Annotated in this window: 14 protein-coding genes and 1 pseudogene; 9 read left to right on the forward strand and 6 right to left on the reverse strand. The window is 67.8% G+C overall.

The features are described from left to right. Position 1 precedes the first annotated feature (1 nt). From LOKHON_RS13020 to LOKHON_RS13035, 4 genes and pseudogenes are all read left to right on the forward strand, one after another. Positions 2-730, forward strand: a complete 729-nt coding sequence (locus LOKHON_RS13020; RefSeq protein WP_017927108.1) for a molecular chaperone DjiA — start codon at positions 2-4, stop codon at positions 728-730. Then, a pseudogene (locus tag LOKHON_RS13025) lies at positions 730-1,744 on the forward strand (endonuclease/exonuclease/phosphatase family protein). Before LOKHON_RS13020 ends, LOKHON_RS13025 begins: the two are co-directional and overlap by 1 nt. Before the next feature lie 9 nt (positions 1,745-1,753). Continuing rightward, entirely contained in the window at positions 1,754-2,134 is a 381-nt protein-coding gene (locus LOKHON_RS13030; RefSeq protein ID WP_017927110.1) for a hypothetical protein, read from the forward strand. 61 nt (positions 2,135-2,195) lie between these two features. Then, positions 2,196-2,852: an HAD-IA family hydrolase gene (locus LOKHON_RS13035; protein WP_017927111.1), complete on the forward strand. Its 657-nt coding sequence runs from the start codon at positions 2,196-2,198 to the stop codon at positions 2,850-2,852. Between the two features lie 8 nt (positions 2,853-2,860). Here LOKHON_RS13035 and LOKHON_RS13040 read toward each other — a convergent pair whose 3' ends face one another. The 4 genes from LOKHON_RS13040 to LOKHON_RS13055 all read right to left on the reverse strand — a co-directional run bounded on the left by LOKHON_RS13040 (position 2,861) and on the right by LOKHON_RS13055 (position 8,605). Beyond that, a complete protein-coding gene (locus LOKHON_RS13040; protein WP_026147303.1) occupies positions 2,861-4,408 on the reverse strand; it encodes a Ppx/GppA family phosphatase in 1,548 nt (515 codons plus the stop codon). 148 nt (positions 4,409-4,556) lie between these two features. Further along, positions 4,557-6,725 (reverse strand): RNA degradosome polyphosphate kinase, encoded by a 2,169-nt coding sequence (locus tag LOKHON_RS13045; protein WP_017927113.1) that lies wholly within the window; start codon positions 6,723-6,725, stop codon positions 4,557-4,559. Between the two features lie 99 nt (positions 6,726-6,824). Further along, a complete protein-coding gene (locus LOKHON_RS13050) occupies positions 6,825-7,487 on the reverse strand; it encodes a P-loop NTPase family protein (RefSeq protein WP_017927114.1) in 663 nt (220 codons plus the stop codon). Further along, entirely contained in the window at positions 7,472-8,605 is a 1,134-nt protein-coding gene (locus LOKHON_RS13055) for an AI-2E family transporter (RefSeq protein WP_017927115.1), read from the reverse strand. The genes LOKHON_RS13050 and LOKHON_RS13055 overlap by 16 nt, the downstream gene beginning before the upstream one ends. A 177-nt stretch (positions 8,606-8,782) precedes the next feature. Here LOKHON_RS13055 and proS point away from each other — a divergent pair, with 177 nt between their 5' ends. After that, on the forward strand, positions 8,783-10,120 hold the full coding sequence (proS, locus tag LOKHON_RS13060) for a proline--tRNA ligase (RefSeq protein WP_017927116.1): 1,338 nt from the start codon (positions 8,783-8,785) through the stop codon (positions 10,118-10,120). A gap of 3 nt (positions 10,121-10,123) precedes the next feature. Here the strand turns inward: proS and LOKHON_RS13065 are convergent, their stop codons facing one another. Beyond that, entirely contained in the window at positions 10,124-11,104 is a 981-nt protein-coding gene (locus tag LOKHON_RS13065; protein ID WP_017927117.1) for an NAD(P)-dependent alcohol dehydrogenase, read from the reverse strand. A 181-nt stretch (positions 11,105-11,285) separates the two neighbouring features. Between LOKHON_RS13065 and LOKHON_RS13070 the strand changes: the two genes are divergently transcribed. From LOKHON_RS13070 to LOKHON_RS13080, 3 genes are all read left to right on the forward strand, one after another. Beyond that, entirely contained in the window at positions 11,286-12,572 is a 1,287-nt protein-coding gene (locus tag LOKHON_RS13070) for a lipoprotein-releasing ABC transporter permease subunit (protein WP_017927118.1), read from the forward strand. Then, positions 12,565-13,242 (forward strand): ABC transporter ATP-binding protein, encoded by a 678-nt coding sequence (locus LOKHON_RS13075; protein ID WP_017927119.1) that lies wholly within the window; start codon positions 12,565-12,567, stop codon positions 13,240-13,242. Before LOKHON_RS13070 ends, LOKHON_RS13075 begins: the two co-directional genes overlap by 8 nt. A gap of 144 nt (positions 13,243-13,386) precedes the next feature. Then, entirely contained in the window at positions 13,387-14,136 is a 750-nt protein-coding gene (locus LOKHON_RS13080; protein WP_017927120.1) for a hypothetical protein, read from the forward strand. A gap of 173 nt (positions 14,137-14,309) precedes the next feature. Here the strand turns inward: LOKHON_RS13080 and parE are convergent, their stop codons facing one another. Further along, complete coding sequence (gene parE, locus LOKHON_RS13085) at positions 14,310-16,265, reverse strand: DNA topoisomerase IV subunit B (RefSeq protein WP_017927121.1); 1,956 nt, start codon at positions 16,263-16,265, stop codon at positions 14,310-14,312. Between the two features lie 188 nt (positions 16,266-16,453). Between parE and LOKHON_RS13090 the strand changes: the two genes are divergently transcribed. Continuing rightward, positions 16,454-17,845, forward strand: coding sequence for an MATE family efflux transporter (locus tag LOKHON_RS13090; protein ID WP_017927122.1), 1,392 nt, complete (start codon positions 16,454-16,456; stop codon positions 17,843-17,845). Positions 17,846-17,859: the final 14 nt, after the last annotated feature.

A 17,859-nucleotide genomic window follows, 5' to 3' on the forward strand; every position in this document is an offset into this window, starting at 1 on the left:
CATGTCGATCTGGACCCGCATAGCCGAGATCCTCTCCGCCCTCCGGCAGGGCGAGAGTCTCGCCTCGATCTTCGACCGGCTGCGCACGCCGCCCGAACGCTCGGTGGCCTTCGCCATCGCGGTGATCGCGCTGGGCGCCAAGATGGCCAAGGCCGACGGGCAGGTCACGCGCGGCGAGGTCGCGGCCTTCCGCGAGGTGTTCACCATCCCGCCCGAGGAAGAGGCCAATGCCGCGCGCGTCTTTAACATGGCGCGCACCGACGTGGCGGGGTTCGAGGATTACGCGGCCAAGATCGCCGACATGTTCGGCGACGAAAAGGGCCCCTTGTGCGACCTGATGGAAGGATTGTTCCACATCGCGCTGGCGGATGGCGACTATCACCCCGCCGAGAACGCCTTTTTGCAGCGCGTGGCCGAGATCTTCGAGATCGACCCGCGCAGCTTCGCGCGGCTGCGTGCGCGCTTCGTCCCCGAAGCCGAGGCTGATCCTTATGACGTGCTGGGCGTGGCGCCCGGTGACGATATGGGCGAGATCCGCGCCGCATGGCGCGCCATCGTGCGCGAGACCCATCCCGACCGGCTCGCCGCGCGCGGCCTGCCCGAAGAGGCGATGAAGATGGCCGAGAGCCGCCTGATCGACGCCAACCGCGCCTGGGAGCGGATTTCCCAAGGCCAAGGCACGGGTCCGGTCGTCACCGCCGCGCCGGATGGCGGGGCGGGCCGCGCCTGATGCGTCTGGCGACGTGGAACGTCGCCTGGTTCGACCGGCTGTTCGACGATGCGGGCCAGCCCCTGCACGTTGCGGGCGAGTCCGCTCGCTACGGCATCACCCGCGCGGCCCGGCTCGACGGCATCGCGCGGGTGATGCGCGCGCTCGACGCCGACGGGATCGTGGTGGTCGAGGCCCCCCGACACGGGTGGCCGGCGCGACGGGGTCCGGGCGTTGGAGCGCTTTGCCGCCGAAACCGGGCTCAGGGCGCGCGAGGCGATGATCGGCTATCCCAGCCACACCCAGCAGGAAATCGCCTTTCTCTTCGATCCCGACCGCATCTCGGCCCGCCACGATCCCCGCGACAGCGCCCGTGCGCCGCGTTTCGATCTGCATGCCGGGCAGGGCGAGACGCGGATCACGTGGTCGAAACCGCCGCTGGAGCTTGCCATCGAGACCGAGGGCGCCGTGCTGCGGCTGATCGGGGTGCATGCCAAGTCCAAGGCGCCGCACGGGGCCGACGACCCCGAGGAGATGCGCCGCATCGCGGTGGAGAACCGGCGCAAGCAGATCGCGCAATGCGGCTGGCTGCGGGGCCGGGTCGAGGATCACCTCGACGCGGGCGACAGCCTCGTGGTGATGGGGGATTTCAACGACGGCCCCGGTCTCGACGCGCAGGAACGGCTGTTCGGCCGCTCGGGCGTCGAGATCGTGCTGGGCGAGGAAGCGGCACCCGGACGGCGTCTTTACGATCCGCATGCCCGCCTCGCGCTGGCGCATCCGGTGGCGGCCCAGCCCGCCACCGCGCGCTTCGCCGTGCCGCCCGACTGGCGCATTCTCTCGGCGCTTCTCGACTACGCGATGGTTTCGCCCGACCTGTGCGCGCGTCATCCGCGCTGGCGGATCTGGCACCCGTTCGACGACCCGGACATCTACGCCGATGCCGATCTGCGCGCGGCGCTGCTCGTGGCGTCGGACCATTTCCCGGTCACGCTCGATCTCGACCTGGCTGGAAAGACGCGCGCCACCGCCTAGGTCTGGGGCATGAGACAGATCGCCCATGCCGCCATCGCCGCCGCGCTCATCGCCGGCCCCGCCACCGCCCAGCTGGAGACGGCCCCCGCCGAGGAGGAGGAGGGATTCAGCCTGATGCAGGAGGGGGCGGAACTGTTCTTCGAGGGCATCATGGGAGAAATGGAGCCCGCCATCGAGGATTTCCGCGGCTTTGCGCGGATGGCCGAGCCGCATCTGCGCGCGCTCTTGTCAGAAATGGGACCGGCGCTGATGCAGGTGCTCGACCGGATCGATGACATCGCCAATTACGAGGCGCCCGAGATCCTCGACAATGGTGACATCATCATCCGCCGCAAGCGCGAGGCCCCCGAATTCGTCCCCGATCCCGATGCGCCCGAATACGATATCTGAGCGCTTGTCTCCCCGGCGCCGCCGGGCGTAATCTTGACCCGAACGGCAGGAAAGGACGGCTATGGGGCAAGCAGCGCAGAGCGATCGTCGCGCCATTGTCTTCGATCTCGACGGCACCCTGATCGACAGCGCCCCCGGCATCGCCGCCGCCGTCAACCGGACCTTTGCCGCGCATGGGCTCGAACCGACGCCGCCCGACCTGATCGCCGGGCTGATCGGGCACGGGGCCTACCGGCTCGTGGCGGACCTGCTGGCGCGGCAGTTCATCCCCGCCGCCCCCGACGACATCGCCTTCCTGACCAAGGCCTATCTCGACAGCTATGCCGAGGCGCCGCTGGAGGGCACCACCGTCTATCCGCATGTCGCCGAGGATCTCGCGGCGCTGTCGGAGGCGGGCTGGCGGCTTGGTCTGTGCACCAACAAGCCGCAGGCGCTGGCGGTCTCGGTGCTCGAAGGGCTCGGGTTCGACCATCTGTTCGACGCGGTGCGCGGCGCCGACGCCGTCTGCGCGCGCAAGCCCGATCCGGGCCACCTGCACGCCGTGATCGCGGCGCTGGAGGTGGAGACGGCGATCTATGTCGGTGACACCGAGGTCGACGAGGCGACGGCGCAGGCGGCGGGTGTTGCGTTTCGCGGTGTCGGCTGGGCCGCGCCGGGACGGCTTTCGGCGCCCGAGACCGCACGGCTGTCGCGGCTGTCGGATCTCATGGCCTGCTAGGCGCGGAGCTAGTCGCGGATCCGTACTTCACCGGTGGCGTCGAGCGTCGAGACCAGAGACTTGAACCGCTGTTCGGCCACTTCGCCGAACAGCGACCGTGCCCGCGGATCGAGATCGAGCGTCAGCGTCCGGTCCACCGCGTTCCAGGCGAGGTTGCCCGGCACCGTCTCGGCCCCGAGCCACATCATCGCGCCCAGACGCATCGCCTTGCCCAGCACCATCGCCTCGCGCTGGTCCTCCTCGGAGACGAGCGTGAACATCTGCTTGTAGCGGGCGCCCTCGCGCTTGTTGGAATAGCGGTGCATCAGCGCCAGCCCGAGAAAGACCCGTTCCGAATGCTTGAGCCCGCCCAGATTGGCGCGGGTGGCGTTGTCGAAACAGACCTGCGGGCGGTAATCGGGATGGGCGCGCCAGCTGACATCGTGCAACAGGCAGGCGGCCTTGATGATCCGCTTGCGCTGCCAGTCGGCATGCGGGAACAGCGGACGGACGAAATCGAACAGGATCGGCCCGAAGCCGGGCATGCGCGCGTCCTTGGCCTCGGCAAAGCGGCAGGCTTCGATCAGGGGATCGCGGTCGCGCAGGGCGGGGGGCATCTGCTCGTAGAGCATGCCCTCGCGGATGCCGTAGGAGGAAATGGTGATGTCCTTGGGCTGGAACACCTGCACCAGCCGGTCGAGCACCCGGATCGCCAGCGGCACCAGCGCCATCCGGTCCGACGACACGCCCGCGCGGCCGCGCAGGGCCTCCGCGTCCTCGGCCTCGATGTATTTGCGGGTCTCGGCCACGGACTCGGTCGTCATGCGGTATTCGTGCAGCACGGTGAGCGGGTAGTCGCGCCGCGTCATGTCGCAGCGTGCGATCGCCCGCCACGAGCCACCGACGAGAAACAGCCGCATGCCGGTCTCGCCCTTCATCTCGGCGTGGATCTCGTCGATCGTGGTCTTGATGTATGCCTCGAGACCCGCATCGCCGCCCTTCACTTCCTTGAGCTTGAGCGGGCCGAGCGCCGAGGTCAGGCGACGGCCGACGCGGCCATCGTCGATATCGGCCAGTTCCATCGAGGAGCCGCCGATGTCGCAGACCATGCCATACGAGCCGGGCCAGCCCAGAAGCACGCCCTGCGCCGACAGCCGGGCTTCCTCGTCGCCCTCGATCACGTGGATCTCGATCCCGGTCTCGCGCAGCACCTCTTCGCAGAACTCGGGCCCGTCCTCGGCCTCGCGCACGGCTGCCGTGGCGACGGCGGTGAGCGGGGTGATGTTCATGCCTACGGCCAGCGTGGCAAACCGCTTGAGCGCCTTGAGCGCCCGCTCGCGCCCCTTGGGCGACAGGCGGCCGGTCTCGGACAGGCCCTCGCCCAGCGCGCACATGATCTTTTCGTTGTAGAAATAGGCCGGAGAGCGCGCCGCGCCGTCGAACACGACGAGCCGGACCGAGTTCGACCCCACATCAACCACGCCGACCCGGCTCAGCGCCCGGGTTTCGGGATCGTTGAAAAGCGGTCGCCCGAAAGGCCCCCAGTCGCCGCTCTGCGCGTCGCTGTGTTCGTTCATGAAGCCCCCATGATCCTGCCGCAGCATGTGGCCCGGCGTTTCACGGAGTCAACGCCCCGCATCGGGCGGGGTCTTAACGGCCTGCCCGGCGAGGGCAAAGGAAAAATGGCCACGACCCTGAAACCGCTACGAAAGGGTAGGGCGGCGTTCAATCATGGGCATGGGTGAGCTGTGGCACATCACCGGCCCCGGCGGTGCCGCGGCCCGACAGAGACGGGTTTTCCATGAAGAAGCGGTGACAGGAGAATGCCCGCCCGTCCTCGGGCCAGTCGGCGCGCGAGAACCGCCCATCCGGCCCCATCACCCAGCTTTGCGCCACGTCGGCGAGATTGGCAGCCATGATCTGGTCTGTGATCTGCGCCTTGACCGTGGGGTTGGTGATCTCGGCGAGGATCTCCACCCGGCGGTTGAGGTTGCGGCCCATCCAGTCGGCGGACGAAATGAACACCCGCGCCTTCTTGGAGGGCAGGCCGCGCCCGGCGCCGAAACAGACGATGCGGCTGTGTTCGAGAAAGCGCCCGACGATGGATTTCACGCGGATGTTCTCTGACAGCCCGGCGATGCCGGGGCGCAGCCCGCAGATGCCGCGGATCACCAGCGAGATCTTCACGCCCGCGCGGCTCGCGTCATAGAGCGCGTCGATCACCTCGGCCTCGACGAGGCTGTTGAGCTTGGCCCAGATTTCGGCCGGGCGGCCGGCGCGGGCGTGTTCGGCCTCGGCGGCGATCATCTCCAGAAGCCGGGGCTTCAGCGTCAGCGGCGAGATGGCGAGGTTTTCCAGCTCGCGCGGCTCGGCCGAGCCGCCGATATAGTTGAACACCTTGGTCGCATCGCGCCCCAGCCCGGCATCGCAGGTGAAAAAGCTCAGATCGGTATAGATCCGCGCGGTGATCGGGTGGTAGTTGCCGGTGCCGAAATGGGTATAGGTCACGAGGCTGTCGCCCTCGCGCCGCACCACGGTCGAGACCTTGGCATGGGTCTTGTACTGGGTGAAGCCGTAGACGACATGCGCGCCCGCACGCTCCAGCCGGCGGCTTTGCCGGATATTGGCGGCCTCGTCGAAGCGGGCCTTGAGCTCGACCAGCGCGGTGACGGATTTGCCGTCCTCGGCGGCCTCGCACAGCGCCTCGACGATGGGCGAGTTGCGCGAGGTACGATAGAGCGTCTGTTTGATCGCCACCACGTCGGGGTCGGTCGCCGCCTGCTGCAGGAAGCGGTTGACCATGTCGAAGGTCTCGTAGGGGTGGTGCAGCAGCATGTCCTTCTGCCGGATCGCGGCGAACATGTCGCCGTCATGATCCTGCACCCGCTCGGGCACGCGCGGGGTGAAGGGCGGCCAGAGCAGGTCGGGGCGGGCATCCGTCACCAGCTCCTTGAGATTGCCGATGCCGATCAGCCCCTCCACCTCGACCACCTCGGCGTCGCGGATGTGCAGCTCCTCCATGATCGTGGATTTGAGCGCGGCCGGCGCGCCGGCCGAGAGCTTCATGCGCACCACCTCGCCGCGGCGGCGGCGCTTGAGCGCGACCTCGAATTCGCGCACCAGATCCTCGGCCTCCTCCTCGACCTCCAGATCGCTGTCGCGCAGCACCCGGAAGGTGCAGTGCCCCTTCATCCGGTAACCGGGAAACAGCTGGTCGAGATTGAGCAGCAACAGCTCTTCGAGCGGCAGGAAACGCTGGCCTTCCTCGGACGGCAGCTGCACGAAGCGGTCGATCTGGGCGGGCACCGGCAACAGCGCGCGCAGCGGTTTCTTGTCGGAGGCGCGTTCGAGCGAAAGCGCCAGCGCCAGGCCTTCGTTGGGGATGAAGGGGAACGGGTGCGCGGGGTCGATCGCCAGCGGCGAGAGCACGGGAAAGACCCGGTTGAGAAAGGCGTCCGACAGGAAGGCGAGATCCTTCTTGGTGACGTCGTCGCGGCCCAGGATGGAGATGCCCTGTGCGGCCATCTCGTCGCAGAGCGCGGCGAAGGTTTCCTGCTGGCGCGCCATCAGCGCGCGGGCTTCGCGGTCGATCTGGCGCAGCTGTTCGGCCGGGGTCAGACCGTCGGCGGCGGGGGTGGTGTTGCCCGCCTGCGCCAGCTCGCGCAGGCCCGCCACGCGCACCGTGTAGAATTCATCGAGATTGGTGGCCGAGATCGACAGGAAGCGCAGCCGCTCCAGGAGCGGCACGCGGCTGTTCTCGGCCTCTTCGAGCACCCGGAAATTGAAGCCGAGCCAGCTCAGCTCCCGGTTGACGAAGCGTGCGGGCCCGGTGAGGTCGGCATCGAGCGTGGTGGGCTCGGGAAAGCCCGCGGCAAGGAAATCGGCCTGTGTCATGGGAGCTGTCTGGCGCATCTTTGCAACGTTCAGGTGACGGGTCGCCCCACTATCGCGCCCGCCCGCCCTGATTGTCCAGCAAGCAGGCGCACCACCGGTTCACCTGTGCGCGCCAAGCGCCTGCCGCGCCAGCGCGCGGTTCACCGGCCGGGCCTCGGCCAGCGCCATCCGGTCGAGCCGTTCGACCACGGCGGCGGCGCTCGCAAAGCTGCGTTCGATCCGCGCGGCGAGATAGGGGATCACGCCGGCGGCGGGCACCAGCTGCCGGTCGGCGAAATGCTTGGCCAGCACCGCGCCCAAAAGCCGGTCGTCGGGGTCGTCGATCCGCGCCACCGCCGTCGCCTGCAGCCGCGAGGCGAGATCGGGCAGCGCGATGTCGAGCCGCGCGGGCGGGAGGTCGGCGGTCATCAACAGCCGCCCGCCCGAGGCCGCGAGCCGGTTGTGCAGGTGAAACAGCGTCACTTCGGCCTCGCGCGGCAGCCGGTCGATATCCTCGACCACGATGGCGGCGCCGGGGGCGGGGGGCGGCAGGCTGGGGCCGAGATCCTGCGCGCGCAGGATCATCGCTTCGCTCGTGACCTGCCAGAGGCGGGCGAGATGGCTCTTGCCCGAGCCGGGCGGGCCGATCAGCGCCAGCTTGCCTTCGGGCCAGCCCATCGCCGTGACCATGCCATGCGCGGCGCGGTTGGCGTCCGACAGGATGAAATCATCGGGCCCCAGCGCCACCGCCAGCGGCAGATCGAGGCTCAGTTGCCACGCCATGCGGGCTCCGGCGGGGGCGTCTCGGCGGGGGCTCCGGCGGGCGGCGAAACCGGTGGCGGCATCGCCGCTGCGCTGCCGCGATACAGCGCGCTGCCCTGATAGCGCGCGATGGCGAAGCGGGCAAAGACCCCGAGGCTCGCGGCAAAGGGCACCGCCACCAGCATGCCGACAAAGCCGAACAGCGTGCCGAACACCGCCAGCGCGAACAACAGCCAGACCGGGTGCAGCCCGACCGATCCGCCGACAAGTCGCGGCGTCAGGATGTTGCCCTCGATCATCTGGCCGGTGACGAAGATCCCCGCCACCGCGCCGATCCAGACCCAGTCGCCCCAGAACTGGAACAGCGCCAGCCCGATCGCCAGAACCCCGCCGACCAGCGCGCCGACGTAGGGGATGAAGGTGACGAGCCCCGCGATCGCCCCGACCACGAGCCCGAAATTCAGCCCCACCAGCGCCAGCGCCACCGCGTAATACGTGCCGAGGATCAGGCAGACGAGACCCTGGCCCCGCACGAAGGAGGCCAGCGTCCGGTCGACCTCGCGCGCGAGGCTTCGGATCGTCGGCGCGTGCTCGCGCGGCAAAAGCTCGTCGATCCGCGCCACCATGCGGTCCCAATCCACCAGCAGGTAGACCGCGACCACCGGCACCACCACGAACAGCACCAGCAGGTTGATCACCCCCATCGCCGAGGTCAGCACGCTGTTGAGGATCTCGCCGCCGCGCGCCTGCACGCCCGCACCGATCGCGTCGAGCTGGCCGCGGATGGTGGAGCTTTCGTCCATCAGATCGGGGAAGCGCGCGGCCAGCCCGTCGCGCAGCCCCGAGAACAGCTCGGGCGCGGTCTGCACTAGCTGGCTGGTCTGCCGGATCAGCGTCGGGATCAGCAACAGCACCGCCGCCACGAAAACGAGCACCACCCCCAGCGCGATCACCGCCACCGACCATGTCCGGCTCAGCCCGAGCCGCTCCAGCCGGTCGGCCACGGGGTCGAGCAGATAGGCCAGCGCCCCGCCCAGCAGAAAAGGCAGGATCACGTCACCCAGGAGCCACAGCAGCACGAAGGTCAGGGCGGCGATGGCGGCCCAGATGCGCGCCTGCTGCTGGATCGGAAGTGCCACGGAATTCGCTCCTTGCGCGGGTCTCCCACCTATGTCGCCGTCGGGACGCGGGCGTGCAAGCCCCTTGGCCTCGGCAGGGGCGGGGGCGGGACGGCGCTTGTCAGGTGCGCGGCTCTCGCCTACAGGGGAATTCGTCCGCTCCCCGGCTGACCCGGCTCTCTGACATAGGATTCCTCGATGCGCCTGACCCGCTATTTCCTGCCCGTGCTCAAGGAAACGCCCGCCGAGGCGCAGATCGTCAGCCACCGCTACATGCTGCGCGCCGGCCTGATCAAGCAGGCGGCGGTCGGGATCTATTCGTGGCTGCCGCTGGGTCTCAAGGTGCTGCGCAACATCGAACGCATCGTCGACGAGGAGCAGCAGAAGGCCGGGCACATCCCGCTTTTGATGCCGACGCTGCAATCGGCCGACCTGTGGCGCGAGAGCGGGCGATACGAGGCGTATGGCGAGGAGATGCTGCGGATCAAGGACCGGCACGGGCGCGACCTGCTCTATGGTCCCACCAACGAGGAGATGATCACCGACATCTTCCGCAGCTTCGTGTCGAGCTATCGCGACCTGCCCAAGACGCTCTACCACATCCAGTGGAAGTTCCGCGACGAGATGCGCCCGCGCTTCGGCGTGATGCGCGGCCGCGAATTCCTGATGAAGGACGGCTACAATTTCGACGTCGACCGTGACGCCGCGCTGGAGGCCTATGACCGCCACATGGTGAGCTATCTGCGCACCTTCGAGCGGATGGGGCTCAAGGCGATTCCGATGCGCGCGGATTCCGGGCCCATCGGCGGTGAGAACACGCATGAGTTCCTCGTGCTGGCCGAGACCGGCGAGAGCGAGGTGTTTTACGACAGCGAGATCCTCGATCTCGAACTGTCGGACCGGATGGTGAATTACGAGGATCCCGACCAGCTCAAGGAGATCGTCTCGGAATGGACCACGCCCTATGCGCGGACCGACGAGACGCATGATCCGGCGCTGTTCGACAAGGTGCCCGAAGAGCGCCGCCGCTCCTCGCGCGGGATCGAGGTCGGCCAGATTTTCTATTTCGGTACCAAGTATTCCGAGGCGCTGGGCGCGACCGTGACCAATGCCGATGGCCAGCGCGTGCCGGTCGAGATGGGCAGCCACGGCATCGGCGTCAGCCGCCTCGTCGGCGCGATCATCGAGGCCAGCCACGACGAGAAGGGCATCATCTGGCCCGAGGGCGTGACGCCGTTCCATGTCGGCATCGTCAACCTGCGTCAGGGCGACGCCGAGACCGACGCGGCCTGCGCCGGGATCTATGCCGGTCTGCGCACGCTCGGGCTCGACCCGCTCTATGACGACCGCAACGAGCGGGCGGGCGCGAAATTCGCCACCATGGACCTGATCGGCTTGCCGTGGCGGATCACCGTCGGGCCCAAGGGGCTGAAGAACGGCGTGGTCGAGCTGGTCTCGCGCCGCACCGGCGAAAGCGAGGAGCTGCCGCCCGAGCAGGCGGTCGAGAAGATCGCGCGGATCTACGCCTATCTCTGACGGTCAGATATCGTCGGGCAACAGCACCACGGCGCCGCGCTTGCGGCCCGTGGCCACCCGGTCATAGGCGCGCGCGATTTCGGTGAAGGGGTAGCGGCTGTCGATCACCGCGCGCAGGTCGCCCGCCTCGATCAGCCGGGCGATCTCCTCCATGTCGGCGCGGCTTTCATGCGCGATGCCGCCGCGCGCCCGCCGCCCGCCACGCCCCGCAAAGCGCGACGCGATTTCGGTGCCGATTCCCGCATAGACCAGAAGCAGCCGCCCGCGGCGGCGCAAGGCCCGCATCCGCGGCTTCAGCGGCGCCCGGCCCACGGCATCGAGGATCACGTCGAAGCGATTTTCTTGGGCAAAGGGATCCTCCCCCTCGTCATGGGCGATCACCTCGCGGGCGCCGAGATCGCGCACGAGATCGGCATTGGCCGCCGAGCAGACGGCGGTCACATGCGCGCCCATTGCCCGGCCGATCTGCACCGCCGCCGTCCCCACCGCGCCGGAGGCGCCCACGACGCACAGCCGCTCCTTCGCCCGAAGCCGTCCGCGATCGCGCAGGAATTGCAGCGCGGTCGTCGCGCCGAAGGGCAGGGCGGCGGCCTGGCTGTGGATCACCGCATGGGGCTTGTGGACCACCGGGCCGTCTTCGGGGACCACGACCGCCTCGGCATGGGCGCCCATCTTCATGCCGGTGGAGCCGAACACCTCGTCGCCCGGCCCGAACCGCGTCACGCCCTCTCCCACGGCTTCGACCACGCCGGAAAACGCCGTGCCCAGCACCGGCTGGCGCGGGCCGGTCCAGCCCATGGCGGCGCGCAGCACCAGCCCGTAACCGGGCGGCACGGTGAGCGACCGGATGCGCCAGTCGGCCACGCTCACCGTGCCGGCGCACAGCCCGACGCGGATCTCGCCCGGCCCCGGCTCGGGCAGGGCCCGGTCGACGATTTCCAGATGCTCGGTGCCGCCATAGGCGCGGCAGATCACGGCCCGCATCGGCGCTTCTCCCCCCAATCGCGCCATGCGGGCGCGCCGCGCCTGTCATGACATCCCCCGGCGCCAAGCTGACCCGGCCCCGGCCCGCGCGTCAAGCACCGTGGCGTGAGGCGGCCGCGTCGCGGCTTGACCCCGCCCGCGCCCGCCCCCAAGGTCCGCGCGCATTTGACAGGACCCGCCCATGGCCAATCGCACCGCCCCGTTTTCCGCCTTCGAGTGGATGATCGCCTGGCGCTATATCCGCGCCCGCCGCGCCGAGGGCGGGGTCAGCGTCATGACATGGATCAGCCTCGTGGGTATCACGCTGGCGGTGTTTGCGCTGATCGCGACGCTGTCGGTGCGCGCGGGCTTCCGCGAAGAGTTCATCGACACGATTCTCGGCGCCAACGCCCATGTCACCGTCTACCAGGACAGCGTGATCGAAGGCACCGACATCACCCGCCGGGTGATCGAGGATTACGAGGGGCTGTCCGAGCGGCTCTTGCGGATCGACGGCGTCACCCGCGCCGCGCCGGTGGTGCGCGGTCAGGTGATGGCAAGCTTCGATGGCGGCAATGCGGGCGTCGAGGTCTTTGGCATCCGGGCCGGGGATCTCGGCTCGCTGCCGCGCATCGCCGATCCCGAGACCGGCATCGGCGACATCGCCCGCTTCGACGAGGGCATCGCGCTCGGTTCGGGCCTGGCGCGCGAGCTGGGCGCGGTGATCGGCGACAAGGTGCGGATCCTGTCACCCAACGGCGCGCAGACCCCGATGGGGCAAAGCCCGCGGGTATCGGCCTATGAGGTCACCTACATCTTCACCGCCGGGCGCTACGACATCGACCGCACGCGGGCCTACCTGCCGCTTTCGGAGGCGCAGCTCTTCTTCAACCGCGACGGGGTCGCGGGCGAGATCGAGGTGATGGTCGAGGACCCCGACAACGTGCAGGAGATCGTGCCCGAGATCATGGCGGCGGCGGGGCCGACCGCGTTCCTGTGGACATGGCGCGACAGCGCAGGGTCTTTCCTGCGCGCGCTCACGGTCGAGGACAACGTGATGTTCGTGATCCTGTCGATCCTCGTGCTGATCGCGTCGATGAACATCATCTCGGGGCTGATCATGCTGGTGAAGAACAAGGGCCGCGACATCGGCATCCTGCGCACCATGGGGCTGACCGAAGGCTCGGTGCTCAGGGTGTTCTTCATCTGCGGCGCGGGGATCGGCACGATCGGCACGCTCTTGGGGGTGATCCTCGGCTGTGCCTTCGCGATCTGGATCGACCCGATCTTCGCCACCGTGAACTACCTGTCGGGCGGCGATGTCTGGGATCCGTCGATCCGCGGCATCTATGCGCTGCCCGCCAAGCTGGAGCTGGGCGACGTGCTGTCGGCCGTGGCCCTGTCGCTGACCCTGTCATGGGTCATCACGCTGTTTCCCGCCCGCCGCGCGGCGCGGATGAACCCGGTCGAGGCGCTGCGCTATGAGTGATCCGATCCTGAAACTGAGCGGTCTCACCAAGACCTACAACCGCGGCAAGCCGTCCGAGGTGCAGGTGTTGCGTGGCGCGGATCTGGAGATCCGGCCGGGCGAGGTCGTGGCCCTCGTCGCACCCTCCGGCGCGGGCAAGTCGACGCTGTTGCACATCGCGGGACTTCTCGACACGCCCGATGCGGGCCATGTGGCCATCGGCGGGCAGGAGATGACCGCTCTGTCGGATCGCCGCCGCACGCAGGTGCGCCGCGCCGATGTCGGCTTCATCTACCAGTTTCACCACCTGCTGCCCGAGTTCACGGCGCTGGAGAACATCGTTCTGCCGCAGCTTGCCGCCGGTGTCGCGCGCCGCGAGGCCGAGGAACGGGCGCGCGAGCTTTTGGCGCAGGTGGGCGTCGAGCCGCGCGCCGATCACCGCCCGGCGGCGCTGTCTGGCGGCGAGCAGCAGCGCGTGGCCTTCTGCCGGTCGCTGGCCAACGCGCCGCGGCTCTTGTTGGCGGACGAGCCCACGGGCAACCTCGATCCCGATACATCCGACCGGGTGTTCGACGCGCTGATGGCGCTGGTGCGGGGGACGGGGCTATCGGCGCTGATCGCGACGCATAATCTGGAGTTGGCGAGCCGGATGGACCGGGTGGTGCGAATGGATCACGGGGTGGTGGCGTAGTAGTTTTGTTCTTTTGTGCCCTTTAGTTGTAAAAATGCTTTCCTTTGCATCAATAAGGCGACTGGCCAATTGCGCTTGAAAGGATAGGGTGATGAATGTCCGGCGGGTACCCCTTTTCTAGGGTTCCCGTACACGGAGAAGAAAATGTTTAATAAAATTGCGGGCTTCCTTGTCGTCAGCGTGGCTATGACAGCTGGCACGGCTTCGGCTGAATTGCGTAGTGCTGAGATTGGCCTATCCTCGCAGGGCACAAGCGGCGACAGCGGCGACATCGGCACAGGGACTTTTTTCGGTAACGTCGATCTCGCTTTTGCGGACAGCTATGGCCTGCAGGTTGCGCTACAGTCCAGCCATTCCGAAGATCAGAATTCTTTCTACGAGGCAGACACTGCCGCGATTGTTACCTTTGGTTACAGCGATTTTGGATTTGGGCGTTTCGGTGCAGTGCTGGGACGCACGGAAACCGATATCGTGGATGGAGGCGCTTCGATCTATGGCCTCGGCCTCCAGTTTGGACAATCAGGTGATTCACTGCACACCAGCCATGTATTCGCGATCGCCGACGTTGATGATGTTTCCGACGAGACGGTTCTGTTGTCCTCGCTTTCGGCAGCCTCGGTTGTCAGCGAACGCGTCGCTATTACCGGCGACTTCGATTACAGCTACATCGAAGTGCTCGGTTACGATGTAAATGCGATCAGCTACAGCATTGGCTTGGAGTTCTATGCAACGCCTCGCGTTCAGCTGGGGGCTGCGCTTGGTGGTGCCTATGCGGATGACGGCAACTACAGCGCCAGCGATGCGACCGCCGCGCTCAGTGTGAGCTATCTGTTCGGAAATGATGTCGGCGTACGCCGACAGCGCAATCTAACTGCAATGAACTTCGGATTCTAAGCCGGAACGAGCAGTAAAACGGGTACTTTCCTTTGAGGCGGCGGTCTTCTGCCGCCTTTTCCAGATCTGCGACCGGCAGCGGGCACCCTCTTAAGGGCGCTGCGCCGAAGGCAGGGGAAAATTTTCAAGGGTAAAGCTAGGCAAGTGCCGCGAAGGCTGAAGTGCCGCTCGTGTCACACATCCAATTCCTCAACAAACCGTGCATTCTCCTGAATGTACTGAAACCGCAGCTCCGGCTTCTTGCCCATCAGCCGCTCCACCAGATCTGCCGTCTCGCCCGGCTCGTCATCGCTGATCGACACACGGATCAGCTTGCGCGAGTTCGGGTCCATCGTCGTTTCCTTCAGGTCCTTGGCGTCCATCTCGCCCAGACCCTTGAAGCGTTGCACGTCAATTTTGCCTTTGCCGCCAAGGCCCTTGGCCATCATCAGGTCCTTCTCCGCGTCGTCGGAAACGTAGAGACGCTTGGGCCCCTGCGTCAGCCGGTAGAGCGGCGGGCAGGCGAGGTAGAGGTGGCCGTGGTCGATCATCGGGCGCATCTGGCTGAAGAAGAAGGTCATCAAGAGCGCCGCGATATGCGCGCCGTCGACATCGGCGTCGGTCATGATGATGATCTTGTCATAGCGCAGGTCGTCGACGTTGAACTTGGGACCCAGCCCCACGCCCAGCGCCTGCGTGAGATCGTTGATCTCCTGATTGGAGCCGAGCTTCGACGACGCCGCACCCAGCACGTTGAGGATCTTGCCCCGGAGCGGCAAGAGCGCCTGCGTCTTGCGATCGCGCGCCATCTTGGCCGAACCGCCCGCGCTGTCGCCCTCGACGATGAACAGCTCGGTGCCGGAGCGGTTCACGGCGGAGCAATCGACCAGCTTGCCGGGCAGGCGCAGCTTCTTGGTGGCCGATTTGCGCGCCGTTTCCTTCTCCTGCTTGCGCCGCAGCCGCTCCTCGGCGCGCAGCACGAGGAAATCGAGGATGGCGCCTGCGGACTTGGTGTCGGAGGCCAGCCAGTTGTCGAAATGGTCGCGCACCGAGTTCTCGACCAGGCGCTGCGCCTCGGTGGTGGCGAGCCGGTCCTTGGTCTGGCCCACGAATTCCGGCTCGCGGATGAAGCATGACACCAGCGCGCAGCCGCCCGTGGTCAGGTCCTCGCGGGTGATCTGGCCGGCCTTCTTGTTGTTGACCAGCTCGCCGTAAGCGCGGATGCCCTTGAGGATCGCGGCCCAGAACCCGGCCTCGTGGGTGCCGCCCTCTGGCGTGGGCACGGTGTTGCAGTAGGACTGCGTGAACCCATCGCGCGACGGCGTCCAGTTCACCGCCCATTCGACCTTGCCGGGCACGTTGAACTTCTCGGAGAACTCGACCGTGCCGGCAAAGGGCTTGTCGGCATAGGTCGAGGATTTGCCCAAGGTTTCGGCGAGGTAATCGGCAAGGCCGCCGGGGAAGTGGAAGGTGGCCTCGGCCGGGGTCTCGCCGTCGTCGATCTCGGATTTCCAGCGGATTTCGACGCCGGAGAAGAGATAGGCCTTGGAGCGGACCATCTTCATCAGCCGGGCGGGCTTGAAGCGGTGATGGCCGAAGATCTCCTCGTCGGCGTGGAAGGTGACGGTGGTGCCGCGCCGGTTCGGGGCGGCGCCGATCTTGGCCACCGGGCCCTCGGGCTTGCCGCGCGAAAAGCGCTGTTCGTAAAGCTCGCGGTTGCGCGCGACCTGCACGACCATGGTGTCGGAGAGCGCGTTGACGACGCTCGCGCCGACGCCGTGCAGACCGCCCGAGGTCTGGTAGGCCTTGCCCGAGAACTTGCCGCCCGCATGCAGCGTGCAGAGGATCACCTCGAGCGCCGATTTGCCGGGGAACTTGGGGTGCGGGTCGATCGGGATGCCGCGGCCATTGTCGCGGATCACGACGGAGTGGTCGGCCAGAAGCTCGACCTCGATCCTGTTGGCATGGCCCGCGACCGCCTCGTCCATGGAGTTGTCGAGCACCTCGGCCACGAGATGATGCAGCGCGCGCTCATCCGTGCCGCCGATATACATGCCCGGCCGCTTGCGGACCGGTTCCAGCCCTTCGAGGACTTCGATGGAGGAGGCGTCGTAGGCGGGCTCGGCGCCGGAGAGGAGATCGTCGGGCATGGGCACTGCTCTTGTTCTGGGGTGCCGGCCATATAACCCGGAGGCGGGGCCGGGGGCAACGCCGTGCTGCGGTGCCCATGTTCATATTTCGTACCTTCGGTCGACGACGGCCGCCGCAGTGCCGCCGGCGCGTCCGGGGTACAATCGCGATCTGGACGGGGGTGGCGCGGGCAGCGTAGTCAGGCCGCATGACGCAGGCAGACATCTCCGCCGCCCCGGCGAAACCCTTCGAGGCCCTCACCCGTGCCCAGCACGGGCGGCGGCTGCTTGTTCTCGCGCTGCCGCTGATCGGCTCGAACCTCGCGCAGATGGCGATGAACGTCACCGACACGGTGATGCTCGGCTGGTACGACGTGACGGCGCTGGCGGCGGCGACGCTGGCGACCTCGCTCTATTTCCTGATCTTCATCGTCGGCTCCGGCTTTGCCTGGGCGGTGATGCCGGTGGTGGCGACCGCGGCCGAGGCCGGCGACGCGGTGCTGGTGCGCCGGGTCACGCGGATGGGGATCTGGGTCGGCACGATCTATGCGGCGGTCTTCGTGCCGCCCTTGATGTGGGCCGAGGAGCTGTTTCTCGCGCTCGGGCAGGAGCCGCAGGTCGCGGCAGAAGGCGAGGCCTATCTGCGGATCGCGGCCTGGGCCATGGTGCCGGGGCTGCTGGCGATGGTGATGCGGTCGTTCTTGTCGGCGCTCGAACACACCGGCGTGCTGTTGTGGTCGACGCTTGGCATGGCGGTGTGCAACGCGGCGCTGAACTACGCGCTGATCTTCGGCAATTGGGGCGCGCCGGAGCTGGGCATTCGCGGCGCGGCCATCGCCACGCTGTCGATGGCCACGCTGCAGGCGCTTGTGCTGGTGGGCTACGCGCTGCGGCGGCTGCCGGAATACGACCTGATGCGGCGGATCTGGCGGCCCGATCTCGACGTGCTGGGCCGGGTGGTGCGCTTGGGCGCGCCGATCGGGCTGACCAGCCTCGCCGAAGGCGGGCTGTTCGTGGCCACCGGCGTCATGGTCGGCTGGATCGGCGCGGTGCCGCTGGCGGCGCATGGCATCGCGCTGCAGGTGACGTCGGTGGCCTTCATGATCCAGGTCGGGCTGAGCCAGGCCGCGACGGTGCGCGCGGGCCGGGCGCTGGGCCGTAATGACGAGGCGGCGCTGCGGATGATCGGCCAGTCCGGCGTGGCGCTGTCGGTGGTCTCGGCGGGGCTGGTCGGGCTGGTCTTCGTCACGATGCCCGAACCCTTCGTCGCGGCCTTCGTCGATCCCGGCGATCCCGACCGCGACGCGGTGGTCGCGACCGGCATCACGCTGCTGATGCTGGCGGCGCTGTTCCAGGTCGTCGACGCGTTGCAGGTCATGGCGCTGGGCCTGTTGCGCGGGGTGCAGGACACCGGCGTGCCGATGGTGCTCGCCGCGATCAGCTACTGGGTCATCGGCATGCCGGTGGGGTACGTTCTGGGCTTTCCGGCCGGGCTCGGCGCGGCGGGGGTGTGGCTCGGTCTCGTGGTCGGGCTCGGTCTGGCGGCGGTGATGCTGCTGTGGCGGTTCTGGACCCGGTCGGTGCGGATCGGCGCGGCCTAGGAACCTCCGCTCCG

The sequence above is a fragment of the Limimaricola hongkongensis DSM 17492 genome (genome assembly GCF_000600975.2).
GTDB lineage: Bacteria > Pseudomonadota > Alphaproteobacteria > Rhodobacterales > Rhodobacteraceae > Limimaricola > Limimaricola hongkongensis.